Origin of the sequence: Actinomycetospora succinea (genome assembly GCF_004363095.1) — a bacterium.
Taxonomy (GTDB): domain Bacteria; phylum Actinomycetota; class Actinomycetes; order Mycobacteriales; family Pseudonocardiaceae; genus Actinomycetospora; species Actinomycetospora succinea.
In genome coordinates, this window is record NZ_SNYO01000003.1 from 486,701 (window position 1) to 510,290 (window position 23,590).

Genomic DNA, 23,590 nt, shown 5'->3' on the forward strand with positions numbered 1-23,590 from the left:
GGCGCCTCACCCCGCGTCGGCGTCGAACGAGCCGAACTCGGCACGATCGACACTCCGCGTTGGGGAGGACGGGCGATGCTGGCCTGCGGTCTCGCCGTCGTCCGAGAGACGTCCGGCAGCTCGGGCGACGGCGAGCTTGGCGCTCGTCGTCGGGTCGGCGTCGCGCGCGACCACGCCCTCGCTCGCGCTGTTGCGGGGAGGACGAACACGAGCCTGGCGACGCTCGAGCTCGGCGACGGTCCGCCGGAGGTCGTCGAGAGTGCCGCAGAAGCAGTCGTAGTTGGGCCACAGGATGCCGAGCCGGTCGGTGAGGTAGTCCCACTCGGCCCGTTCGGCGCGCTCCCGCTCCTTGCGCTGCGTCCTGGTCTCGCCCGGTTCCACCGTCATCGCGACCACCCGGCTCCGCCGCCTGTGCCGTCGACGGCGGCGCTGATACCCGACCCGTTGCGCCCGGGGTTCTCGGGTGCCGGCTCCGGGGGCGCGTCGTCGCGGGCAGCGGCCCACCACCAGGCGATCGAGGTCGCGGCGTCAGCACCTAGGACAGGCGTGGCGCCGGCTGGGGCGCTGTTCCAGCCGGGCCGCGTCTGGTGGCGTTCCCGAGAGCACGAGCCGACCGCACTGCGCAGCCGGCGCACGACCCCGGGTCGTTGGCGGTCGTGCCAGTCACCGGCCAGCTGGACCGACGCGCCGCGGGCTTCGTAGGCCGCGCGCCAGGCGTGCATGAGCCAGAGCAGCTCCTCGACGACGTCGGGGTGCCACAGCCAGCACTCGGGCAGCACGGCGGCGCCGTCGGGATAGCGCAGGAAGATCGCGTGCAACCATCGGCACAGCTCGTCGAGCAGGGCGGCGAGGGCTTCGGAGTCGGTCGGGGCGGCCAGCCACGACGGCGCCACAGTAGGGCCGGGCCGCGTGGGCGTTGCGGCGATGGCGTCGGCGAGCTGGGCGACGGTGCGGGCGAGGTCGTCGACGCGGGTCGGTGTGCCGACCAGCGCGTCCATGCCGCGGCGGAGGCCGTCGACCTCGCGGGCCAGCCCCGCGAGCGCCTCGACGCGGGCGAACTCCTCGCCGTCGTCCCCAACCCCGGGCGCTCCGGGTGGGCGGCGGGTCATCGCCCCGACCCGCCCTCGTTGGCTCCGTCGTGGACGGTCTCGCCGTCCTGAACCTCGGCGGTGTCGGCAACGCCGTTGTCGTTCTCGTGCCAGCGGGCCAATTGCTCGAGGCGCTGCTCGTTCTCGCCATCGGCGTTCGCGTCCCAGGCGGCGAGCGTGACGCGCAGGTCGTCCATGCGCCGGTTCAACCGCTGCGGGTCGTCTGGGGCTTCGAGCTGATCGTCGTCGTGATCTCTGGCCGGGTCGCACGTGCCGGCGGCCCACGCGCCGGTGGACGGCCACGACTGACCCTGCGTGTCCGTGAAGGGGCCCTCGCGACTGTCGGCTCCGCCGTTGCCCACGGCGCCGTCGTCCCATTCCCGTCCCGCGAGGGTGTCTGGCTGGCCCTGCTCGTCGAGGGGTAGGTCGTCCAACGCGTCGCGGGCGGGGAGCGGAGCGAGGTCAGTGAGGACTTCGAGTCGCTGAGCCTCGGCCCAGGCGTAGGGGTCGGAGTCGTGCGCACGGTCGGAGAGCACCGCGCGCTCCTGCGCGTCCTGCCATGCGGTCTCGACCTCGGTGAGCGGCCGCGGCCGCCACCCGGGGGCCGGTGCGGTGTGCTCGTCGAGCCACGCCGTGCGGGCAGCTGCTTCGGCATCGGAGGCGGGTTCCCGCCAGTCGGGCTCGCCGTACTCGGCGGCGGGGTTATAGGGCGCGGTCTCGTCGGGACGGCTGTCGAGGTAGGCCTCGTGCTGGGTCGCCGTCCAGGTGTCCGGCTGGGTCGCGCGGACCTGGTCGGTCAGCGCTTGATGCTCGCCGGCGGTCAGCGCGCGGAAGCCGCCCGGCTCCGCCGGGTCGAAGGCGACATGCCCGTCTCGCTCGGCGATCGCGAACGCCGCGTCCCAGTCCCCCGTCGGTTCAGCTCCCCGAGCCGCATCGCCTCCGGCGAATGCCGGCGTAGCGCCCTCGGTGGCCCGGCCGTCGAGGCGGACCACCTGCCCGGTCTCGGGGTCGGTGTAGATATCGGCATCTGGGTCGTAGCCCGCGACGTCCACCCCGGCGCCCTGGGCGAGACTCTGCGCCCGGTCGGCCCGCTCCTCGAGGGTCAGCTCCTGGGCCGCGTAGGGCCGCCAGCCCCCCTCGGGATCGGCTGACGCCTGGTCGGCGGTGAGGACGTGCGCGGTCGGGATGACCTGGCGGGGCCCCGAGTCGTCGATCTCCAGCGGTCGGAGCGCGTGGTCGAGCTCTTGGCGCCACGTCGTGCTTTCGGCGGCGAGGGCGTGGTCGTAGTCCTCGCGGACCAGCCCGATGTAACCGGCGACCTGGGCCGGGATGCTCACCGCGGGATGCCCGTCCGCGCGGCGTTCGGCCTCGGCCCAGGCGGCGTCGAGGTCGCGCCGCGCAGCGGCCTGGTCGGCTGGGCTGCCAGTGTGGGCGAGCTCGTCGCAGCGCTCGGCCCGGGCGATGAGCTCCCGGGCGGTGAGCTCGCCGACCGGCACGGTCAGGCCCGGGGTCGGCCAGCGAGGCGCCTCGGCCGGTGCCTCCTCGCTCTGGGTGTTGCGGTCCTCGTGGGTGCGGTCGGGCATCGGGAGCTCCTCGGTGGAAGCGATGGCTGCGTCGAGCTCGTCGTCGGGCTCGTCGGTGAGGGGGCCGCGGTAGCGGTCGTGGTCGAAGGCGGCCCCGGCGGCCGTGGCGGCCTGTTCGGCGCGCTCGACGTCCATCGCGTACTCGGTGCGGGCGTGCTCGGCTGTGGCTCCGGTGGCCGCGGCGATGTCACGCCAGGTGGCGCCCTCGGCGCGGGCGGCGGCCACGGTCTGCCAGCGCCATCCGGCCAGCCGGCTGGCGAGCTCGTGCTGTGCAGCGAGCGCCTCGGTCGCGGACGGCGCGGCCGGCTGTCCGTCGGCATCGAGCAGGGAGTGGAGGGCGGCGGCACGTTCGGTGTCGCCGTCGGTGTGGGCGCGGTGCGCAGCCTGGGCGAGAACGTCCCGGCTGTTCCACGCCTGCCAGGTCGCCAGCAGTCGCTGCATGCTCGGCACCGGCGTCGACAGGTTCGCCGATTCAGGGCTGGTCATCGCCGCCACCCCCGCTCAGCAGTGGGGCCGTGCTCTCCGATCACTGGCTCGACGGTCGGGTCGACGTCGATCACCAGCGGCGCGCCGCCGCTCGGCGTCCTGGTGGAGGACGGGTCTGCTCGATGCACCGTCATCCGTTGCCGCAGCGCCGGCAGGCCAACACGGACCCACGCGCGGGCCTGCCGCCAGTGGCGGTGGGCCGATTTGCGCCACCGGGTGGCTGTGGAGGGCCGATCCTGATGAGCGCGGACGTCCGGCCGGGTCCAGGCCATGCGGGCCTGCCCGATCACCGGTGCGATCCCGCGCCGGTAGACCACGACCTTGCCGGTCGGGAGGTTCGCGAGCTGGGCGGGGGCGAGCACCGGCACCTTGCGTACCGTCCGGCTGGCGACGCGCCCGTTCAGGTCGGTGGTGGTGATTCGCTCGTCGCGCTCCCCAGCCAGGGTCGACCAGAACTGCAGGTCGGACTGGTCGCGCGTGCCGCCGAACAGCATCACCGAGGCGGTGTTGTTCAGGATGGTCGCGGTCTTGTGCTCCCCGTAGCGGGCGAGCAGCTGCGCGCGGGACTGGAACGGGGCGATGATCGTGACCCCGCGTCCGCCCATGTCCGCGGTCCAGTTCTCCAACGGCACCGGGCTGATCAGCGCGGCCTCGTCGAGCGCGAGCAGCAGCGGCGGGTCCAGTCGACCCGACGGCATGCCCACGGCGAGCCGGCGCGCCTCGCGGGCGATGTGCCCGGTCAGCGCGCACACCAGAGGTCCGGTGTCGGCCTCCTCGGCGCCGAGCAGGAACACCGTCGCTCGCGAATCGAGCAAGGCTTCGACGTCGAACGGCTGGTCCGTGGGTGCCGCGGCGGCCGCGGCGTCGGGATGGTTCAGCCACCCCAGCGCCGGCATGATCGAGTTCGTGATGCTGGTGCGGGTCCGGTCGTTGGTGGACACGAACTGCTCGGCGGCCTTATCGAAGGTCTCCACCTGACTGCGGCGCAGCAGCGCAGGCACCTCGCGGGCGGCGCGGTCGTTGTCGGCGACCCAGCCGAGCACGTCGCGCATCGACCCCCCACCGAGCGCCGCGGCGTGCAGTAACGCCGCCAGTACCCGGCGGGCTTGGGCGTCCCACCGCTCGGCATCCCCGCTCGAGGCGCGGGACGTGGCGGCGACCATGTCGGTGGCGCGCTCGACCGCGGTCACCGGGTTCGTACAGCCGGTCAGCGGGTCGAAGCTGATCGTCGAGCGGATACCGCCGAGCCCGACCGCGTTGAAGACGAACACCGGACCCCGGGACCTCTGCCGGATCGGCGCGCACAGCTCCAGCAGGTCGGTCCGGGTGGAGGTGACGACCGCGGCACCTGGGGCGTCGAGCACCCGGCCGGCGAGCCAGCCGGTCTTGCCGGTACGCGGCCCACCGAACACCAGGGTCACGTCCTCGACCGAGGACCACACCCGCTGCACACCGACCCGGCACAGCTCCACCCCGACCGCCGAGGTCGGCAGCCTCAGGCGCTCCCGGCGCGACAGCCCCGCCAGCGTCGGGCGCACCGTTCCGGCGCGGTGGCGGGTCGCCGTAGTGCCCGCGTGGCGGGCGATGTCGAGGGTGGACGCGACGCCGGCGCGGCGCCGGGATCGCGCCGACCACCGAGTGATCGTCGCCCGCGACCGCGACCAGCGGTGCCAGCCCACGAGCATGAGCAGCCCGCCGGCGACCACCAGCCCAGGCCACGACAGGGCCTGCAGCAGCGTCACCGCGGGCAGGAGCGCCAGCAGCCCCGGCACGCACGCCCACAGCCGCGCGCCCCGCGCGACCAGCACCACCGTCACCCCGGCCAACAGGACCAAGATCAGCAGCGTGGTCATCACCGCGACCACCCGCCCTCACCCGGACGGCCCGCGGCGTCGGCGAGGCCTGTGGTGTCGGCGAGCCAGTAGCCGCCGGCGCGGTGGGCGAGCTGGAAGTGCACCCCATCACCGGTGATGCGGCGGGCCCATGCCTGCGCAGCGTCGTCGGTCATCGGTTCGTCAGTACGACCGACCAGCGCGCCGTCGATGAACAGCGCCCACGTGATCGGCCCGCCGCACGGGGCCTCGCCGAGCTCCAAACCGAGTGCGCTCCGGGCGAGGTCGGCGCGGATGAGCTCCACCCCGAGCAGGAGGGGCGCAGCACGATCCTGGGTGGAGAACGAGACTCGCGGGTTCGCTGTCGGACGGCTAGACATCCTCGTCTCCTTCTGTGTGCTCGTCGGTCTCACGTCGCCACGCCTCGAGCGCCGTACTGCGCCGGGCGCAGTCAGGGACATGGCCGACCTCGCGGTCGTCGGGGTGCGAGGCGAACGGGCCGCTGTCGCGCACCCGGCCCCGGCACGTCGTGCACGTCCACACGGCCGAAGCCGGCTGGGTGCCGGGCGCGGGAGGAGGCGGTCGGTGCTCGATGAGCCACTCCCACGCCGCCTGGTCGCGAGTCGTCAGGTCGGGTTCAGCGGGAAGGCCGAGCGCCTCGCCAACGGCGTCCCAGGTGTGGCCTGCGCCTCGAGCACGCAGTGCCCAGTCCCGCAGCGCGCCCGCCGCGACGTCGGCGACCAGCCGGCCTGCTTTCACCCCGGCGAGCGGGTCGTCGAGCACGGGGCGGGACAGCCCGTGGATGCCCTGGACGGGCTCCCTCTGCTCGACGGTGCCGAAGGCGGCGACGGCCACTCGGCGCACGTGCTCGCGTGTCGACCACGCCGCCTGCTCACGCCGACTCGTCTCGATGGCGCTCACCGGGAACCACCTCGATGGCAGGGCGCCGCGTGCTCGGTGGGCAGGCGGGAAGCCCATCGCGCGATGGTGCGAGCGCTCACGCCGTACTCGGCCGCGACCTCGGGCTGGGACGAGCCGGCCTCGAGGAGACGGACCCACCGCGGCTTCCGCTCGACAGGGCGCTCGCGCTGTGCCCGCGCCCGACGACGCTCGTGCTCGGTCATCCCACCCGCGACGCCGTGCGGGAGACGCTCGAACGCGTCCGTGAGGCACTTCTCGCGTACCGGGCAGCTGCGACACACCGCCTTCGCGGCCGCGACCTGCTGACGCACCCGGGGCTCGTCCGACGGTTCCGGGAAGAACAGCTCCGGGTCCACACCTCGGCACGCGGCCCGTACCCGCCAGTTCGTGTCAGCCATGGCCGCCCACCAGGTCCTCCGCCTGGTCGTCGACGTCCTGGGCCGTGCCCGCGACGTCCCCTCGCGTGGGTGCCGTGGTGCGCTGCGGGCGGGCCGTGGCGTATCGCAGCGACACCCCGAGCTCGTCGACCTCGAGCTCGATCACCTGTCGGCGCTGGCCCTCCGCGGTCTCGAACGACCGCTGCCGCAGCCGACCGGTCACGACCACTCGGTCGCCCTTGCTCAGCGACTCCGCGGCATGCTCGGCGAGCGGGCCCCATGCGACAGAGCGCAGGAAGAGCGCATCCCCGTCCACCCAGTCACCGCTCGACCGATCGAAGCGACGCGGTGTCGAGGCCACCGTGAGCCCCGCCCGTGCCGCTCCGCTGGGCAGGTACCGGAGCTCCGGGGCGTCCGTGAGGTTGCCGACGATGGTCAGCGTGGTCTCGTTCATCTCGATCTCCTCAGGTCTGACCAGCTGCGACAGCCGCACAGCTGGGTCGTGAGTCCCGCCGGTGGCGGGTGAAGGCGTCCTGGCTGCCTCCACCCCGCGTGCGGGCGCCGCGGGCCGTCGAGGTCTCCCGGGTCAAGGGCCGGACTCGTCCGGCCGCGCAGCGGCGCCGCAGGCGCCCTTGAGGCGGGAGGAACGGCCCGCTCAAGCTCGGCGGGACACATCTGGTGGGCGCCACTCCAGCGGCTCCGGCCGGCTCCTCGGCCTCGCGGCCTTTGGCGCTCGGCCGGCGGTTGCGTTGGGCTCTAGCGGTCCGTGGTCGCGCTCGAAGCGCCTGAGAGGGCCGGCGTGGTGGCGTCGTCCACGGCTGACATCAGCCCGCCGATCGCGGCCGGCAGGCCCTGCCCGACTGGGGTGCCGATGAACAGCACCAGCGCGACGAGGGAGAACACGACGGCTCCCGCGGCGGACCGCGTCTTCGCGCAGATGAACGCGCCCAAGATCGCGAAGAGAATCAGCAGGCCGACGCTCATGACCGGCCTCCTCGGAGAACGTCAAGCATGGCGGAGTCGCCGTCGGATCGCTCGGCGGTCGCCTCCTCGACGAGTCCATCGATGACCGCGGCGGGGATCAGGAGGCGACCACGAATGCGGATCGCCCGCAGCTCGCCAGAATTGATCGCGCGGTAGACCGTCATGCGCGACATCTTGAACATTGCGGCGACCTCGGCCACGTCGTAGAACGTCGGCGCTGTCGCAGTCCTCTCGTTGAGTGTCACATTGTCCTCCGAAGCTCCTCCGTGCTCACCGAGTGGCGGCGAGGCAACGCAAGAGTGCGGAAAAAGCAGGGGACGCCTACACCATCAGGCAGGACAACTAGGGACGTCTTCGCTAGACTAAAGTCGTCCCTAGGCACGGCCTGGAGGTCAGAGATGGCCAATGAACGTCTCCGTGACGCGCTGATGCACGCCGGGCACTCCACGGCCACAGCCGCCGACCAGGTCGGGGTCGACGCGAAGACAGTCGAACGCTGGCTCACCCAGGATCGGGTGCCCTACCCCCGTCATCGCGGTGCTCTGGCGGCCCTCGTCGACCGGAGCGAGTCGTACCTGTGGCCCGATGCCGTACCAGCTCAGCGACAGAAGAAGGCCGCGACCTCGGAGATCGTCGAGACGTTTCCGCACCGCAGCGACGTGCCGCTCCACCTGTGGGATGACCTTCTCCAACGATCCTCAGAGCGGATCGACGTGCTGGTGCACGCTGGGCAGTTCCTCCACGAACGCGCAGGCTTCATCTCCACGGTGAAGGCCAAGGCGGAGTCCGGCGTCGACGTCCGGATCGCGTTCGGCGCGCCCGAGAGCACCGCCACCGAGCTCCGCAGCACCGAGGAGAAGCTCGGTCCTGGCGTCCTGGGGGCCCGCATCCGGTACGGCCTCGCGAGCTACCGACCGCTCCTCCACACCGCCGGTGTCGAGTTCCGCTTCCACGAGACGACGCTGTACAACTCCATCTTCCGGTTTGACGATGAGATGATCGTCAACATGCACGTCTTCGGCGTTCCGGGTCCGCACGCTCCCGCAATGCATCTCCGCAAGCTGGCGGCGGGCGATGTCTTCGACACCTATGAGCGCAGTTTCGTGGACGTGTGGGAGCTGTCGAAGCCGGCCGAGTGGTAGTGACGTGGCCAGAACCGACCACTTCGAAGACCCGAACGCGCCGCGCCCGAACAGCATCGTTATCGCAGTCAGCACTTTCGTCCTCGACAACGACGAACGGCTGTTGATGATCCGTCGGACGGACAATGGCTTCTACGCATTACCGGGCGGGCGGCACGAGCTCGGAGAGACGATGACTCAGACTGCGGTTCGTGAGACCGAGGAAGAGACCGGGATCTCTGTCAAGGTGACGAGCCTCGTCGGCATCTACTCGAACCCGGATCATGTCCTTGCCTACGACGATGGCGAGGTCCGCCAAGAGTTCTCGATCTGCTTCCGGGCCCGGGCTGTCGCCGGCGCGCCACGGACCAGCGATGAGTCAAGCGAGGTCGTGTGGGTGCCTCGCGCCGAACTGGCCGGCATCGAAGTCCACCCGTCGATCCGGCTCCGGATCGAGCACGGCTTCAGAAGCGACGCGCCGCCGTACTACACCTGATCCGCGAGCCCGACCGACGTCAGCCACTCACGGGACCGTCCGACGGCCGCCCGCCGTTCGTCCATGCCGACGTCGAGCGCGCGCGTGACGTAGTGGTCGGGGCCGTAGCGCTCCCGCACCTCGGTCATGCGGTCCTCGAACTCGAAGTCCGTGCCGTCCGGGCCGGTCGTCATATCGCAGTACCAGAGCAGGTCGCGGGTCAGGGTGCGCTCGTCGTGGAACTCGGCGAGCTCGTCGGCCACGCCGAACTCCTGTGCCTCCACCCAAGCTGACGAGTGGAAGGCGACGAGGTCGACGACCCGCCGTGGCGCCCCCTCCTCATTGAGGTAACGCGCCCCGTCGAGAGGGTGGAAGCCGATGACCGCAAGGTCCGGCGCGTAGCCGATGTCGTGCACCCAGGCCGTCGCTTCGAGGAGCCCAGCATCGTCACCGAGCTCGGGGCCCAAGAGCCGAGCCTTACGAGCGACGGCAAGTACATGGGACCAACGACGAGGTAGAGGACCGTCAAGGAGTCGCCGTGCCAACGCCTCCGCGTCGAACGGGTCGAGAGGCATCTGCCCCAGCCTAGGGGTCGAGTCGAAGACTCGTCGGCCCGACATCCTTCGCGCCTAGGTCGCACCGTCAGCAGCAAGCTCGATGTCGTCGCTAACTTCAAGGATCTCAGGGCTCGTGCTGGTCTGCGGCTGTTCGGGCAACGAAAGGCCCGCCGGCAGAGCTGCCGGCGGGCCTTCCTCGGCACAAGCGCAGCCGTCGCTAGCCGTTTTCGGTGACGGTGCCGCCGGGGTTGCGCCTCGCGGTGCGCTCGTTGACGAAGCGCCCGCTCGACGCGGATCGGTGAGCGGTCGCAGAGGAGCGGTTGGGACCCGGCTTCTCACGCACGCTGGTGCGCGGGTGCCGAGCAGCGGCCGCATTGCTGATGTAGCGGCCGGTCTTGGCGGAGCGGTTGGGCATGACGCCCTCCTGTCTGTGTTTGGGGAGCGAGGCTTGCGTGACACGCAAGCCGGTAGAGCTACTCAGGGGTGAGCTCAGGCGAGGCGCTCGAGGCGCCAGGTCACCGCCCTCCGGTTGTAGGGGGGCATGCGGTTGCCCTTCGCGATGGGCGCGGTGGTCGTCGGTGTTCCGACGACGACCCACACCCCGGACTCTGGGCAGACCTCGCCGGTGTTGGCGAGAGTGCCGACCTGTGCAGTGGCCATCGGGGTGGCCTCCTGTCCTGTCGCGAGCCAACCGGAGGTCCCGGTTCGGTCTCGAGAGGGACGCTAGCAGATCACAACCTCATGTGTGCAACAATATCGGTACAAGAACCGCTGCTGCAGCTCACGGGTGTCGCGCGGCGTGTCGCGTCGTTGCTCTCTACGGTGGCGCTACCCCGGCCAGGGGTCGACCAAGACGACGCGAGAGGGGGGTGCGTGGAGGAGCCTGTCGACGTCGAGGAGTTGCGTCGGCGAGTCGGGGACTACCGGCGCGAACGTGGCCTAAGCCTGCGTGCCGCCGCCGACGAGTCCGGCGTGCCGCTCAACACGCTCTCTCGCGTCGAGAAGGGCCAGCTACCGGACCTCGCCAACTTCAGCCGACTCGTGGCATGGATCGGACTCGACCCGGCCACTGTGTTCGGCACCGCCCCACGGCAGCGAGCCGACAGCACCCCTGAAGTCGTACTTTCCAGCCTGCGCAGCGATCCCCGCCTCACCGAACGAGCCGCCCGGCAGATCGCGGACATGGTCGACAACATGTATGCCAATCTGGCGGCCGCTCCGACCGAAAGCCAGGTGAGTCTGCGAGCGAGCAAGACGTTCACCCCTCCTGCCGCGCGGCAGGTTGGGGACCTCCTCGAGAACATCCAGGCGGCTCTCGTCGCCGACGACGCCCTCGGCACCAACTACGGTTGGCACGAGGAGGAGTAGGCGAGCGTGCGACGAGGCTTCAAGGCCCAGGCCGAACGCCAAGCCGCGGAGTTGCGAGAAGCGGCAGGCTGCTCGGACACCGAGACGATCAACCTTCACCGCCTCGCCGCCCACCTCAAGCTCGAAGTTCTGGCAGGCCATCGCGCCCTGGGTGACGTCCAGCCCTTCCTCGATCTGCATGCCGAGCAGCCGGGCGCCTTCTCCGGAGCCACGTTTCACCTACCGGGGGACCGCATCGTCGTCGTCTACAACCCCGTGGTCTACGAGTCCGGCGAGGTTCTCACGGCGCGTGCCGCTCAGACCCACGGCCGCACTCGCAGCGACGTGGCCCACGAGATCGCACACCTCGTCCTTGGTCACAAGCTGCGCGAGATCAAGACCATCGCCGGCTATCCGTTCCTCACCTGCGACCCTGAGCAGGAAGAGGAAGCGAACTGGCTAGCCGGCTGCCTCTTGCTTCCCCGTCCTCTGTTGCTGCGCGCCGCGCGGGACAAGGAGCCCGACGACGATCTCGCTCAGCGCACCTACGTCACTACCGACATGGTGCGCTTCCGGATGAACACCAGCGGAGCGCGAATGCAGGCGTCCCGGGGCCGTGGTCGGCGTGCGTAGCCATTCTCGTGCCTCGGAGCAGGTCCGTGACGCCCTGCCGAGGTCGCCGTGTGGGAGTGGCCGGTCGGGTTGCGTCAGACTTGCGGCCGAACGACGGGGCGCTGGCCTCGCCTGACCTCGACCAGTCCCCATGCGTGCAGCAGCTTCACCGCGCGTTGCGCCGTCGCAGTCGACACTCCGAAGGCAACGCCAAGCTGCTTGCCAGTAGGAAGCTGGGTGCCACAGGCCCACTCACCACCACTGATGCGATCACTCAGGGCGGCAGCGATGCGTTCGAAGGGGTACCGCGGATCGGTCTTGGCACGCTCGACGTCGTCGACCTCAGTGAAGGCGGGCCGCTCGGGGAGCCGGTCCGCCAACCCCTCCGCCGCGCGTTGGTCAGCCTCGGCGACCCACGCTGCGTAGACCCGGAGTGTCGTCGTGCCTCCGCCACCGTGGCCGAGACGGCCGGCAACCGTGCGGACGTCGACCCCGCCGGCGATGAGCTCGGTCGCCGAGTAGTGCCGGAGGTTGTGGAGGTGGGTGTCGATGCCGAGCCGGTCGGCCATCTTGCTGTACCGCTGGGTGACCGACGACGGCGTCAAGTGCTCCGCCCCCGTCGGTGAGGGCGAGAAGACGAAGGCGTCCGTCGACAGCTCGAGCTCGAGGGCGGAGCAGCGCTCCTTCCACCGATCGCGGTGCTCGGCGAGGGCCTCGATCGTGCTCGGGTCGATCGTCACGTGGCGGCGCTGATGGGTCTTGGTGTCCTTCTCTTCGGTCTCGCTTCCGACCTGGGCGATCGCGCGCCGGATGGTGATCACGCCTCGCTCGAGGTCGACGTGTTGCCAGCGCAGTCCGCACACCTCGCCACGGCGAGCACCCGTCACCATCGTCAACCAGACGAACATCCCCCAGTCGGGGTCCCGCCGCCACGCCTCGGCAACGAGCCGTGCCGCCTCCTCGGGAGTCGGAGGCTGCGGGTCCGGCGCTGGCACCGGTGGCGGCTCGGCCTGGGCCATCGGGCTCACGGCCACCCAGCGCCAGCGGACCGCGCGCTTGTAGGCGCCGCTGAGGACGTAGTGAATCTTGCGGATGGTGGCATTGCCGAGGGGCCGGCACCGGTGCGGTCGACATCGCGCGTCGCACTCGTGGGGGAACGAGGTCCGGTGGTCCACGCCGCGGCGGTCGCGGCAGTGATCGCGGCACCGCCGCATCTCGGCGTAGAGCGAGTCGAGGATCTCGACGTCGATCGCGCCGACCTTCGACGTGCCGATGAACGGGCGGACGTGCTTGTCGACGTACTCCCGGTAGCCCTCGACCGTGCGCCGGCCCCCGGTGTGCTGATCGAGGTAGCGGTCGAGCAGCTGGTTGACCGTGGCCGTCGTCTGCGGATTGCGCCTCTTGCGGATGTCGGCGAGGAAGCCGAGGCGAATCTCCTCGGCCCGCTCCCATGCCTTGGGTCCGGCCGGCACGGTCTCGACGAGACTGTGCCGACGCTTCGTGACCGGGTCCTGGCCTGCGTAGACCCGCACCCGCAGCGCTCCACTCGGGAGCAGCTCGATGTTGCCCTTGTCTCGCGAGGAGGGGCGCACCGCCTTGGCCATGACCCGGGACGTTAGGCCGACTCGTGCCACGAACCGTGCCACGTCGCTTGACGTTCGCTCAGTCGGACCAACGTTTTCGCAGGTCACAGTGGGTGGAGACGAAGGGAATCGAACCCTCAACCCCCGCCTTGCAAAGGCGGTGCTCTGCCAATTGAGCTACGTCCCCGCGAGTCAGGCCGAGGCTGTCGCCTCGCGCCAGACGTCCTTCGTGGGTCGCTGTTCGCGCTGGCGCCGGAGGAGCACGACGGCCCCTGCGGCCAGGGCGAGAGTCACGAGCGCCTTCACCGCACCCCTCCCCACGACGACCCGATCCACGGTACCGCAGCACCTGACCACGTCCGTCCGCCGCACGCGAGGGGCACGCTGCGCATGATCGACAGGCCTCAGCGACTGCCGAACGTGCCCGTCGCGCGCCCGCCCGTTCCGGCGACGGGCGCCCCTCGCCGGTCTACCCGAGCGAAGGTGCCCTTCGCTCGGAAAGCCGGGTGATCGTCGGGCGGCCTCGCGCCGTGCCCGCTGCGAGCGGTAGGACTCACCCGGACGACGGCGTCGTGGACGGGAGCTCGGATGGGCGGGGCGGGTCGTGCCTACGTGGTGGGCACGTTCGACACGAAGGGCGAGGAGCTGCGGTACGTCGCCGGGCTCCTGCGCGACGCGGGGCACGCGGTGACCACCGTGGACGTGGGCACGAGCGACCCGGACGCGAGCACCGCGGACGTCGGGCCGCGCGAGGTCGCCGGCGACGACGCGTTCACCGGGGACCGCGGGAGCTCCGTCTCCGCGATGAGCGCGGCGCTCGAGCGCTGGCTGCCGGCGCGCGACGACGTCGCCGGCGTGCTCGCGCTCGGCGGGTCCGGCGGCACCGCGCTGGTGACGCCGGCGCTCCAGCGACTGCCGGTCGGGGTGCCGAAGATCGTGGTGTCGACGGTGGCCTCGGGCAACGTCGCGCCGTACGTCGGCGCGGTCGACCTCACGCTCATGTACTCGGTGACCGACGTGGCCGGGCTCAACCGGATCAGCCGACGGGTGCTGTCCAACGCCGCGCACGCACTGGGCGGGGCGATCGCCGCGCCGGTACCCGCCGCGCAGGACAAGCCCGCGCTCGGGCTGACGATGTTCGGGGTGACGACGCCGTGCGTCACCGCGGTCACCGAGGCGGTCAGCGACCGGTGGGACTGCCTGGTCTTCCACGCGACCGGCACCGGTGGGCGAGCGATGGAGAAGCTCGTCGACGACCGGCTCGTCGAGGCCGTCGTGGACGTCAGCACCACCGAGGTCGCCGACCTCGTCGTCGGCGGCGTCATGGCGGCCACCGAGGACCGGCTGGGCGCGATCGCGCGCACCGGCGTGCCGTGGGTGGGCTCGGTCGGAGCTTTGGACATGGTCAACTTCGGGGCGCCCGACACCGTCCCGGAGCCCTTCCGCGGTCGCACCCTCTACGAGCACAACGCGCAGGTGACGCTCATGCGCACCACGCCCGAGGAGAACCGCGCGGCGGCGGAGTTCCTCGCCGGGCGGCTCAACGCCTGCCCCGGGCCCGTGCGCCTCGTGCTGCCCACCGGCGGCGTCTCGGCCCTCGACGCCCCGGGGATGCCCTTCGCCGACCCCGAGGCGGACGCCGCCCTGTTCGACACCCTGCGCGCGCAGGTCCGCACCGACGACACGCACCGCGTCGTCGAGAGCCCGCACCACGTCAACGACCCCGAGTTCGCCGCGACCCTCGTCGCCGCGCTCGAGGAGATCACCGGAGGACGCCCGTGACCCGCGCCGAGATCCTGGAGCGACTGCGCGCCAAGGTCGACCGCGGCGAGCCGATCGTCGGCGGCGGCGCCGGCACCGGTCTCTCCGCACGCTGCGAGGAAGAGGGCGGGATCGACCTCATCGTCATCTACAATTCCGGCCGATACCGCATGGCCGGACGCGGGTCGCTGGCCGGTCTGCTCGCCTACGGCAACGCCAACGACATCGTCGTCGAGATGGCGCGCGAGGTCATTCCTGTTGTGCGCCACACACCGGTGCTCGCCGGCGTCAACGGCACCGATCCGTTCCTCATCCGTCCTCGCTTCCTGCGCGAGCTCCGCGAGCTGGGGTTCGCGGGCGTGCAGAACTTTCCGACCGTCGGCCTCATCGATGGCACCTTCCGGGTGAATCTCGAGGAGACCGGGATGGGCTTCGACCGTGAGGTGGAACTCATCGCCGCCGCGCACGACGAGGATCTCCTCACGACGCCCTATGTCTTCTCGGTCGACGACGCCCGCGCGATGACCGAGGCGGGCGCCGACATCGTTGTCTGTCACATGGGACTGACCACCGGCGGGACGATCGGTGCGCAGACGGCGAAATCGCTGTCGGACTGTGTCGAACTCGTCGACGAATGGGCCGAGGCCGCGCGCTCGGTCCGCGACGACGTCCTCGTGCTCGTGCACGGCGGACCCGTCTCCTCCCCGGAGGACGCCGCGTACGTCCTCTCGCGCACGCGCGCCTGCCACGGCTTCTACGGCGCCAGCAGCATGGAACGCCTGCCCACCGAGAAGGCCCTGACCGCCACGACCCGGGAGTTCGTCTCCCTGCGTCCCTCGACCCCCCAGGAGGACTGACATGCCGGAAGTGACCACGAGCGCCGTCATCCCCGCCGACGCCGACACCGTGTGGCGCGTCATCCGCGATTTCGACGGACTCCCCGACTGGCACCCCGCCATCGCCGCGAGCGAGCTCGAGGGCGGCGAGCACACCGACCGTGTGGGCGCCGTGCGCAGGCTCACCCTCGGCGACGGCGGCGTCGTGCGCGAAAGCCTCGTCACCCTCGACGACCGCGAACGCCTCCTGACCTACGCGATCCTCGAATCCCCGTTCCCGGTCCGGGACTACCGCTCCACCATCCGCGTGCTCCCGGTGACGACCACCGGCGAATCCTTCGTCTCCTGGTCGGTGCTCTTCGACTGCGACCTCGACGACGCCGAACGGCTCAGTGCGTTGTTCGGAAGGGATGTGTTCGGAAGCGGGTTGGAGGGTCTGGCCTCGCATTTGTCGTCGTCGGCGTGACGTCGACGGCACGGAACTCCTCCCCGTTCGAACTCTCCGCCTTTTCTTTGCTAATCTCGCCCGGCAACGAATAGACGGCACCTCATCGGTTCGATGATGTAGTGAGGAGTCACGCCAGCCATGGCACAGAAGACCATCGTCACCCTGGTCGACGACCTGACCGGCGAGGAGGCCGAGGACATCACGACGGTCGAGTTCGCACTCGACGGCGTGACCTACGAGATCGACCTCGACGACAAGAACAGCGCCCGACTGCGCGACGCACTCGCCGAGTACGTCGCCGCCGCGCGCCGCACCGGCGGTCGCCGCTCGAACGGCGGCGGGCGTCGCCGCTCCGGCGCCGGCACGGGCACCCCGCGGGCGACCTCGCCCGGTGGGTACGACCGCGAGACCTCGAAGCAGATCCGTGAGTGGGCCAAGGCCCAGGGCTTTGAGGTGTCCGACCGCGGCCGCGTGCCGAACAACGTCGTGGAGGCCTGGGAGTCGCAGCGCAAGGGCTCCGAGCACTCGGCGACGTTCTCCGGCTGAGTCACCCCGAGACGACGACGGCCCCGGAGCGCGGAGCTCCGGGGCCGTTCGTGTCGGTGTGGGTGCACCGTGAGGGTGGGCCCAGCTGGATTTGAACCAGCGACCTCGTCGTTATCAGCGACGCGCTCTAACCAACTGAGCTATGGGCCCCTGAGGTGCGGACGCCACGGTACCCGACGGTCACCGGGCGCCCGACACCGGGATCCCGCGCCTAGTCGCGCTCGGAGAGCGTGACCTCGATGCCGCCGGCGACGTCGGCGGAGATGTTGTAGATGAACGCCGAGACGCTCGCGAGCGCCGTGAACAGGATGATGTTCACGACCCCGATCACCGCCGCGACGCCGAAGACGCCGCCCGCGGTGATGAGCTCGCCGCCGCCCCCCGCGTCGGAGGTCAGGTCCTGGTAGGTGCCGTTGAGCTGCGCCCACACGCCCATGCCGTCGAGCACGGCGTAGAGCACGCCGACGGCGAACATCCACACGAAGAACAGGGCCACGCCCAGCACGAGCGCGAGCTTGAGCACCGACCACGGGTCGAACCGGCGCACCTGCAGGCTCGCCCGCCGCGGCGCCTTGCCGCTGCGCGGACGCCCGGCGGAGAGCTCGGCGACGTCGTCGGGCTCACGACGGGCGTCGTCGTCCTCGCGGTTGCGCAGGCCGAGCTGCTCCGGCGAGAGCTGGTTGGTCGGCGCGTCGATGCCGGACCCGGTGACCGTCCCGGGCCCGCCGTGCGTCTCGCCCGGACGCGACGTGCCCGGTGCGGGCGCGGTGCGCGCCGCGATCGGGATGCCGCCCGACGGCGTCCCCGACCCGTCACCGGGCGGGCGGCCGTAGCCGGGACCCTGCGGGCCGGGCCCACCCGGACCACCGGGACCGCCGGGGCCGCCCGGACGCGGGAACGGGCCGGACGGCGGGTGCGCGCCCCCCGGCCCGCCGGGACCGGGCCGCGGCGCACCGCCGCCCGGGGGACCCCCGGGCCGGCCGGTGGGGATCGGGCCCGACGGCGGGCCGGTGGCCGCCCCGCCGCGCTGCCACGGCGGGGGCGGGCCGGCGGGCCCGCCGGACGTCTCGCCGTCCGAGCCGGTGGCGGACGCCGAGCCGGTGGACTCGCCGTCGGTCGCCTCGCCGGCCGACGCGGCCTTCTTCTCGTCCTCGACGGCGTCGACCCGGGTCGTCGACTCCGCGTCTCCCCCGTTGCGCTCGGCACTGCGCTCGGCCGGCGCGGACTCCTGCGTGCTCGTCCGCGTCCCGCCCGCGCCCGACGTCTCCGACGAGGCAGGGTCCGGATCGTCCGGCTTGCTCGGTGTGCTCACGGAAGAACTCGCTTCGTCGGTCGGTGACGGCGGTCGGGAGGGATCACGCGTCGATCAGGGCTGGGACGGTCACGGCTGCGGCTGCGAGGACGTCGACCCGCCCGCGTCGGGGTCGGCGGCCTCCTCGGCGTTGCGCGCGATCGCGAGCAGGGTGCCGTTCTCCCCGAGGTTCATCAGGCGCACGCCCTTGGTCTGGCGTCCCGCCTTGCGGACCTCCTTGGCGGTCGTGCGGATGACCCCGCCGCTCGTCGTGATCGCGTACAGCTCGTCGTCGAGCTCGACGATGAGCGCGCCGACGAGGGTCCCGCGACGACGGTCGTACTGCAGCGTCAGCACGCCCTTGCCGCCCCGGTTCTGCACCGGGTACTCGTCGATCGGCGTGCGCTTGGCGTAGCCGCCACCGGTCGCGACCAGCAGGAACGTCCCGTCGCGCACGACGCCGAGCGAGAGCAGCTCGTCGCCCGAGTTGAAACGCATGCCGGTGACGCCGGAGGTGGCGCGGCCCATCGGGCGCAGCGCGTCGTCGCTGGCCGTGAACCGGATCGACTGGCCCTCGGCGGACACGAGCAGGAGGTCGTCGTCACCGGAGCAGAGCACGGCGCCGACGAGCTCGTCGCCCTCGCGCAGGTTGATCCCGATGAGGCCGCCGGAGCGGTTGGAGTCGAAGTCGGTCAGGCGCGACTTCTTGACCAGGCCGCCCTGCGTCGCGAGCACCAGGTACGGCGCCGCGTCGTAGTCCTTGATGTGCATGACCTGCGCGATCTGCTCCTCGGGCTGGAAGGCGAGGAGGTTCGCGACGTGCTGGCCGCGCGCGTTGCGGTTGGCCTCGGGCAGCTCGTAGGCCTTCGCCCGGTACACGCGCCCCTTGTTGGTGAAGAACAGCAGCCAGTCGTGGGTGGAGCAGACGAAGAAGTGGGCGACCAGGTCGTCCTGCTTGAGCGTCGCGCCCTGCACGCCCCGCCCGCCGCGCTTCTGCGCGCGGTAGAGGTCGGTCTTGGTGCGCTTCGCGTAGCCGGTGCGCGTGATCGTGACGACCACGTCCTCGACGGCGATGAGGTCGGAGTCGGCGACCTCGCCGTCGTAGCCGACGAGGCGGGTCAGGCGGTCGTCGCCGTACTTCTCGACGATCTCGCCGAGCTCGTCGCGGATGATCTGCCGCTGGCGTTCCGGGCGGGCGAGGATGTCCTCGAGGTCCCGGATCGTCGCCTCGATCTCGGCCAGCTCGTCGATGATCTTCTGGCGCTCGAGGGCGGCCAGGCGACGCAGCTGCATGTCCAGGATCGCCTGGGCCTGGATCTCGTCGATCTCGAGCAGGTCGATCAGGCCGGCGCGGGCGACGTCGACGGTCTCCGACGCGCGGATCAGGGCGATGACCTCGTCGAGGGCGTCGAGCGCCTTGACCAGACCACGCAGGATGTGGGCCCGCTCCTCGGCCTTGCGCAGGCGGAAGCGCGTGCGCCGGACGATGACGTCGATCTGGTGGCGGATCCAGTGCCGGATCATCTGGTCGAGCCGCAGGGTGCGCGGCACGCCGTCGACGATCGAGAGCATGTTGACGCCGAAGCTGTACTGCAGCTGCGTGTGCTTGTAGAGGTTGTTCAGCACGACCTTCGCGACGGCGTCGCGGCGCAGCGTGATGACGATGCGGCGGCCCACGCGGTCCGACGACTCGTCGTTGATCTCGGAGATGCCCTGGATGCGGCCGTCGCGCACGAGCGTCGCGATCGACTCGATGAGCGAGTCGGGGTTGACCTGGTAGGGCAGCTCGGTGACGACCAGGATCGTGCGGCCCTTGGCGTCCTCCTCCACCTCGACCACCGCGCGCATGCGGATCGACCCGCGACCGGTGCGGTAGGCCGACTCGATGCCGTCGGTGCCGACGACGAGGCCGGCGGTGGGGAAGTCGGGCCCCTTGATGAAGCCCATGAGGGCCTCGAGGGTCTCCTCCTCCGAGGCCTCCGGGTTGTCGAGCGCCCACGTCGCGCCCGCTGCCACCTCGCGCAGGTTGTGCGGCGGCATGTTGGTGGCCATGCCGACCGCGATCCCGGCGCTGCCGTTGATCAGCAGGTTCGGCACCCGACCGGGGAGCACCGTGGGCTCCTGCGTACGGCCGTCGTAGTTGTCGGCGAAGTCGACGGTCTCCTCGTCGATGTCGGCGAGCATCGACATCGCGAGCGGCGTCAGGCGGCACTCGGTGTAGCGCATGGCCGCGGCGGGGTCGTTGCCCGGCGACCCGAAGTTGCCCTGGCCGTCGATGAGCGGGTAGCGCATCGACCACGGCTGGGCGAGGCGCACGAGGGCGTCGTAGATCGCCGAGTCGCCGTGGGGGTGGTAGTTGCCCATGACGTCGCCGACGACGCGGGCGCACTTGACGTAGCTGCGGTCGGGCCGGAAGCCCGAGTCGTACATCGAGTACAGGACGCGGCGGTGGACCGGCTTGAGCCCGTCCTCCACCAGGGGCAGCGCGCGACCCACGATGACCGACATCGCGTAGTCGATGTAGGAGCGCTGCATCTCCTGCTGGATGTCGACCGGCTCGATGCGGTCGCCGGACCCACCGGGAGGCAGGGTCGTCTCGGTCACGCGGTGCTCACCCTCCTGGCACCCCTCGCACAGGGCACCGGACGCTCTCGATCGTATCGGGGCCGGGATCGATCTCCCGGCTCCCCCGGACGGCCCGTCGCGGCGTGTTCGCGCCGGTCAGGGGCCTGTCGGGTTCGGGACGGAGTGCGTGGTTCCACGGGAAACCGGCCCCCTTCCCTCGACCTCGACTAGACGTCGAGGAACCGCACGTCCTTGGCGTTGCGGGTGATGAACGAACGGCGCGACTCCACGTCCTCGCCCATGAGCACGCTGAACAGCTCGTCGGCCGTGGCCGCGTCGTCCAGCGTCACTCGCTGCATCAGCCGGGTGGCGGGGTCCATCGTGGTCTCCCACAGCTCCTTGGCGTTCATCTCGCCGAGGCCCTTGTAGCGCTGCACGCCGTCGTCCCTGTTGATCTTCTTGCCGGCGGCGCGGCCGGCCTCGATCAGGCTGTCCCGCTCGCGGTCGCTGTAGGCGAACTCCGGCTCGGCGTTCCGGCCGCCCCACTTGATCTTGTACAGCGGGGGCATCGCGAGGAACACGTGCCCCTGCTCCACCAGCGGTCGCATGAACCGGAACAGCAGGGTCAGCAGCAGCGTCCGGATGTGCTGGCCGTCCACGTCGGCGTCGGCCATCAGCACGATCTTGTGGTACCGCAGCTTCGACAGGTCGAACTCGTCGTGGATGCCCGTGCCGAGCGCCGTGATGATCGACTGGACCTCGTTGTTCTTGAGGACGCGGTCGATGCGGGCCTTCTCGACGTTGATGATCTTCCCTCGGATCGGGAGGATCGCCTGGAACATCGAGTCGCGACCGGACTTCGCGGAGCCGCCCGCCGAGTCGCCCTCGACGATGTAGACCTCGCTCTGCTCCGGGTCGTTGCTGCGGCAGTCGGCCAGCTTGCCGGGCAGGCCGCCGAGGTCGCCGGCCGTCTTGCGACGGACGAGCTCGCGGGCCTTGCGGGCGGCGAGGCGGGCCTGGGCCGATCCCACCGCCTTGTTGATGATGGTCTTGGCCTCGGCGGGGTTCGCCTCGAACCAGTCGGCCAGGTACTCGTTGCAGACCTTCTGGACGAACGAGCGGACCTCGGTGTTGCCCAGCTTGGTCTTGGTCTGGCCCTCGAACTGGGGCTCGGCCACCTTCACCGAGACGATGGCCGCGAGGCCCTCGCGGATGTCGTCGCCGGTGAGCGCCGGGTCCTTGTCCTTGATGAGCTTCTTGTCGCGCGCGTAGCGGTTGACCGTCGCGGTCAGCGCGGAGCGGAAGCCCTCCTCGTGGGTGCCGCCCTCGGTCGTGTTGATCGTGTTGCAGAAGGTGTAGACGGACTCGGAGTAGCCCGAGTTCCACTGCATGGCGATCTCGACCTGGTGGCCGGTGCCCTCCGCCTGGAACCCCACCGGCTTGCGGTGGATCGGGTCCTTGGCGTGGTTGATGTGGGCGACGAAGTCCTCGAGCCCGCCCGGGTAGTGGAAGGTCCGCTCCTTGACCTTCGACACGTAGCCCTCGGCGTCCGGCGCCTCGTCGAGGTCCTCGCCGTCGGGGTCGGCGCTCTCGGTCTTGCGCTCGTCGCGGACCGTGATGGTCAGTCCCTTGTTCAGGAACGCCATCTCCTGGAGCCGCCGCGAGACGGTCTCCAGGTTGTAGGTCGTGGTCTCGAAGATGTCCGGGTCGGCCCAGAACGTGATCGACGTACCGGTCTTCTTCGTCTTCCCCGCGGCCACGAGCTCGCCGGGCACCGAGTGGTCGTAGTGCTGCGTCCAGATCTGCCCGTCGCGGTGGATCTCCACGTCGAGGGCGGTGGACAGCGCGTTGACGACGCTGATGCCCACGCCGTGCAGACCACCGGACACCGCGTACGACTTGTCGTCGAACTTGCCGCCCGCGTGGAGCATGGTCAGCACCATCTCCACGGCCGGCTTCTTCTCGACCGGGTGCTCGTCGACGGGGATGCCGCGCCCGTCGTCGACGACGGAGATGCCGCCGTCGGCGAGCAGCGTGACGTGGACGTACGACGCGTAGCCCGCCATCGCCTCGTCGACGGAGTTGTCGACGGCTTCCCAGATGAGGTGGTGGAGCCCGCGCTCACCGGTGGAGCCGATGTACATGCCGGGCCGCTTGCGAACGGCCTCGAGACCCTCGAGGACGGTGATCGACGAGGCGCTGTAGTCCCCGTTGTTCTTCTTCTGGGCCGAGTTCGGTGCGGCTGCCACGGGCTCTGGTGTCTCCCTCGCGTGGACACGTGCCCGCGCGTCGCGCGCGCGGGCGGAAAGTTCTGACTCCAGTCTACCGGGTCGCCTCCTCAGAAACGGCCCGGGCACGCGGCTCAGCGCGTCACACGGCGCACGAAACGACCGCCGGAGGGTCCGACCGGCCGCGAACGGGGTTGCGAGGCTCTGAGCCGCCGACGACGCGCCCTGAGAACGCGTGTGGGGGCCTGGACGCTTCAGCCGTACGTGTCGCGGGGTCCCCGACCCGACACGTGGCGGGGTCCGCGCCGCCAGCTCGGGGCCGCGGGGCCGTGGATGCGCATGCTCGTCACGACGCCGTCGCCCAGCCCCGCCGCAAGGCGCCCGATCAGCTGGCGCTGGAGCAGGCGCAGCTGGGTCGCCCAGGCCGTCGAGTCGGCCTGCACGGTGAGCACGCCGTCGCGCAGCGACTCGGGGCGGGCGTGCTCGGCGACCTCGTCGCCCACCAGCTCGGCCCAGCGCCCGAACACCGCCCCCGACGACAGGCGCGGCGCCCACCCGCGGTCGCCCGAGAGCCGGGACGCGAGGCGCCCGAGGGTCTGCGGGTCGCGGTCGTCGGCGCCGGCCCCCGACCAGCCGCGGCGACGCGGCCGCCCGAGGCCCGCCCCGGACCGCCGGACGGGCTTGCGGATGCCGTTCCCGCCACCCGTCGCGGCCCGCCGCTCGGCGGCCGCCGCGCGGGCCGCCGCGAGGGCGTCGCGCGCCAGGTCGGCACCCCGTCGCGGGGTCTCCGGACCGCTCGCCGACGGGTCGGTCGGCCTGCCCGGATCATCACGATCAGGGGTGTGGACACCTTGCTCGCGGGAGCGGCCCTGCTCGTGCCCCGGATCCGGGTCCGGACGACCGCCCGACACGGATCTCCCGACCGAGTTGTCCACAGCATCCACAGGTC

The 23,590-nt window shown here is 71.2% G+C and carries 25 protein-coding genes, 2 tRNA genes and 1 pseudogene; 8 read left to right on the top strand and 20 right to left on the bottom strand.

What is annotated here, in order from left to right; genetic code table 11:
- Positions 1–6 precede the first annotated feature (6 nt).
- From EV188_RS13590 to EV188_RS13635, 10 genes are all read right to left on the bottom strand, one after another.
- The gene (locus EV188_RS13590) at positions 7–387 is read right to left on the bottom strand and encodes a hypothetical protein (RefSeq protein ID WP_133826788.1); all 381 of its coding nucleotides are present in this window, start codon (positions 385–387) and stop codon (positions 7–9) included.
- Complete coding sequence (locus EV188_RS13595; RefSeq protein WP_208114175.1) at positions 384–1,109, bottom strand: hypothetical protein; 726 nt, start codon at positions 1,107–1,109, stop codon at positions 384–386. The genes EV188_RS13590 and EV188_RS13595 overlap by 4 nt, the downstream gene beginning before the upstream one ends.
- Entirely contained in the window at positions 1,106–3,157 is a 2,052-nt protein-coding gene (locus EV188_RS13600) for a hypothetical protein (RefSeq protein ID WP_133826789.1), read from the bottom strand. The genes EV188_RS13595 and EV188_RS13600 overlap by 4 nt, the downstream gene beginning before the upstream one ends.
- Positions 3,154–4,695, bottom strand: coding sequence for a type IV secretory system conjugative DNA transfer family protein (locus EV188_RS13605; RefSeq protein WP_243741673.1), 1,542 nt, complete (start codon positions 4,693–4,695; stop codon positions 3,154–3,156). The genes EV188_RS13600 and EV188_RS13605 overlap by 4 nt, the downstream gene beginning before the upstream one ends.
- Positions 4,696–5,009: 314 nt before the next feature.
- Positions 5,010–5,369 carry a hypothetical protein gene (locus EV188_RS13610; RefSeq protein ID WP_133826791.1) on the bottom strand — a complete coding sequence of 120 codons (360 nt, stop codon included), beginning with the start codon at positions 5,367–5,369 and terminating at the stop codon, positions 5,010–5,012.
- Positions 5,362–5,910: a hypothetical protein gene (locus EV188_RS13615; RefSeq protein WP_133826792.1), complete on the bottom strand. Its 549-nt coding sequence runs from the start codon at positions 5,908–5,910 to the stop codon at positions 5,362–5,364. Before EV188_RS13615 ends, EV188_RS13610 begins: the two co-directional genes overlap by 8 nt.
- A complete protein-coding gene (locus EV188_RS33095) occupies positions 5,907–6,308 on the bottom strand; it encodes a WhiB family transcriptional regulator (protein WP_133826793.1) in 402 nt (133 codons plus the stop codon). Before EV188_RS33095 ends, EV188_RS13615 begins: the two co-directional genes overlap by 4 nt.
- Entirely contained in the window at positions 6,301–6,741 is a 441-nt protein-coding gene (gene ssb / locus EV188_RS13625; RefSeq protein ID WP_133826794.1) for a single-stranded DNA-binding protein, read from the bottom strand. The genes EV188_RS33095 and ssb overlap by 8 nt, the downstream gene beginning before the upstream one ends.
- 302 nt (positions 6,742–7,043) lie before the next feature.
- On the bottom strand, positions 7,044–7,271 hold the full coding sequence (locus EV188_RS13630; RefSeq protein WP_243741674.1) for a hypothetical protein: 228 nt from the start codon (positions 7,269–7,271) through the stop codon (positions 7,044–7,046).
- Positions 7,268–7,471: a helix-turn-helix domain-containing protein gene (locus EV188_RS13635; RefSeq protein ID WP_243741675.1), complete on the bottom strand. Its 204-nt coding sequence runs from the start codon at positions 7,469–7,471 to the stop codon at positions 7,268–7,270. The genes EV188_RS13630 and EV188_RS13635 overlap by 4 nt, the downstream gene beginning before the upstream one ends.
- Positions 7,472–7,669: 198 nt before the next feature.
- On the opposite strand from EV188_RS13635, the gene EV188_RS13640 reads away from it, so the two are divergent.
- Together EV188_RS13640 and EV188_RS13645 are read left to right on the top strand one after the other, a co-directional pair.
- Positions 7,670–8,413, top strand: coding sequence for an XRE family transcriptional regulator (locus EV188_RS13640; protein WP_133826795.1), 744 nt, complete (start codon positions 7,670–7,672; stop codon positions 8,411–8,413).
- Between the two features lie 4 nt (positions 8,414–8,417).
- Positions 8,418–8,888 carry an NUDIX hydrolase gene (locus EV188_RS13645; protein WP_133826796.1) on the top strand — a complete coding sequence of 157 codons (471 nt, stop codon included), beginning with the start codon at positions 8,418–8,420 and terminating at the stop codon, positions 8,886–8,888.
- On the opposite strand, the gene EV188_RS13650 is transcribed toward EV188_RS13645, so the two are convergent.
- The 3 genes from EV188_RS13650 to EV188_RS31570 all read right to left on the bottom strand — a co-directional run bounded on the left by EV188_RS13650 (position 8,879) and on the right by EV188_RS31570 (position 10,084).
- Positions 8,879–9,442 carry an HD domain-containing protein gene (locus EV188_RS13650; RefSeq protein WP_133826797.1) on the bottom strand — a complete coding sequence of 188 codons (564 nt, stop codon included), beginning with the start codon at positions 9,440–9,442 and terminating at the stop codon, positions 8,879–8,881. The genes EV188_RS13645 and EV188_RS13650 overlap by 10 nt on opposite strands.
- Positions 9,443–9,641: 199 nt before the next feature.
- Complete coding sequence (locus tag EV188_RS13655) at positions 9,642–9,839, bottom strand: ABC transporter ATP-binding protein (RefSeq protein ID WP_133826798.1); 198 nt, start codon at positions 9,837–9,839, stop codon at positions 9,642–9,644.
- 74 nt (positions 9,840–9,913) lie between these two features.
- Positions 9,914–10,084, bottom strand: coding sequence for a hypothetical protein (locus EV188_RS31570; RefSeq protein ID WP_166659870.1), 171 nt, complete (start codon positions 10,082–10,084; stop codon positions 9,914–9,916).
- Between the two features lie 213 nt (positions 10,085–10,297).
- Between EV188_RS31570 and EV188_RS13660 the strand changes: the two genes are divergently transcribed.
- Complete coding sequence (locus EV188_RS13660; protein WP_166659871.1) at positions 10,298–10,792, top strand: helix-turn-helix domain-containing protein; 495 nt, start codon at positions 10,298–10,300, stop codon at positions 10,790–10,792.
- Positions 10,793–10,798: 6 nt separating this feature from the next.
- A complete protein-coding gene (locus tag EV188_RS13665) occupies positions 10,799–11,404 on the top strand; it encodes an ImmA/IrrE family metallo-endopeptidase (RefSeq protein ID WP_133826800.1) in 606 nt (201 codons plus the stop codon).
- 74 nt (positions 11,405–11,478) lie between these two features.
- On the opposite strand, the gene EV188_RS13670 is transcribed toward EV188_RS13665, so the two are convergent.
- On the bottom strand, positions 11,479–12,987 hold the full coding sequence (locus tag EV188_RS13670; RefSeq protein ID WP_133826801.1) for a tyrosine-type recombinase/integrase: 1,509 nt from the start codon (positions 12,985–12,987) through the stop codon (positions 11,479–11,481).
- A 93-nt stretch (positions 12,988–13,080) separates the two neighbouring features.
- Positions 13,081–13,153: transfer RNA gene (locus EV188_RS13675), tRNA-Ala, on the bottom strand.
- 401 nt (positions 13,154–13,554) lie between these two features.
- Between EV188_RS13675 and EV188_RS13680 the strand changes: the two genes are divergently transcribed.
- From EV188_RS13680 to EV188_RS13695, 4 genes are all read left to right on the top strand, one after another.
- A complete protein-coding gene (locus tag EV188_RS13680) occupies positions 13,555–14,748 on the top strand; it encodes a Tm-1-like ATP-binding domain-containing protein (RefSeq protein WP_133826802.1) in 1,194 nt (397 codons plus the stop codon).
- Entirely contained in the window at positions 14,745–15,584 is an 840-nt protein-coding gene (locus tag EV188_RS13685; RefSeq protein ID WP_133826803.1) for a phosphoenolpyruvate hydrolase family protein, read from the top strand. The genes EV188_RS13680 and EV188_RS13685 overlap by 4 nt, the downstream gene beginning before the upstream one ends.
- A gap of 49 nt (positions 15,585–15,633) precedes the next feature.
- A complete protein-coding gene (locus EV188_RS13690) occupies positions 15,634–16,029 on the top strand; it encodes an SRPBCC family protein (RefSeq protein WP_243741677.1) in 396 nt (131 codons plus the stop codon).
- A 120-nt stretch (positions 16,030–16,149) separates the two neighbouring features.
- Positions 16,150–16,557, top strand: a complete 408-nt coding sequence (locus EV188_RS13695; RefSeq protein ID WP_133826805.1) for a histone-like nucleoid-structuring protein Lsr2 — start codon at positions 16,150–16,152, stop codon at positions 16,555–16,557.
- A gap of 76 nt (positions 16,558–16,633) precedes the next feature.
- On the opposite strand, the gene EV188_RS13700 is transcribed toward EV188_RS13695, so the two are convergent.
- The 5 genes and pseudogenes from EV188_RS13700 to EV188_RS32590 all read right to left on the bottom strand — a co-directional run bounded on the left by EV188_RS13700 (position 16,634) and on the right by EV188_RS32590 (position 23,552).
- A tRNA-Ile gene (locus EV188_RS13700) sits at positions 16,634–16,707 on the bottom strand.
- 61 nt (positions 16,708–16,768) lie between these two features.
- Positions 16,769–17,140, bottom strand: a pseudogene (locus EV188_RS33310) (DUF3566 domain-containing protein); the annotation flags it as partial.
- Between the two features lie 798 nt (positions 17,141–17,938).
- Entirely contained in the window at positions 17,939–20,452 is a 2,514-nt protein-coding gene (gyrA, locus tag EV188_RS13710; protein ID WP_133826806.1) for a DNA gyrase subunit A, read from the bottom strand.
- Positions 20,453–20,640: 188 nt separating this feature from the next.
- Positions 20,641–22,662: a DNA topoisomerase (ATP-hydrolyzing) subunit B gene (gene gyrB / locus EV188_RS13715; protein WP_133826807.1), complete on the bottom strand. Its 2,022-nt coding sequence runs from the start codon at positions 22,660–22,662 to the stop codon at positions 20,641–20,643.
- A gap of 233 nt (positions 22,663–22,895) precedes the next feature.
- Positions 22,896–23,552: a DciA family protein gene (locus EV188_RS32590; RefSeq protein ID WP_424922928.1), complete on the bottom strand. Its 657-nt coding sequence runs from the start codon at positions 23,550–23,552 to the stop codon at positions 22,896–22,898.
- Positions 23,553–23,590 lie beyond the last annotated feature (38 nt).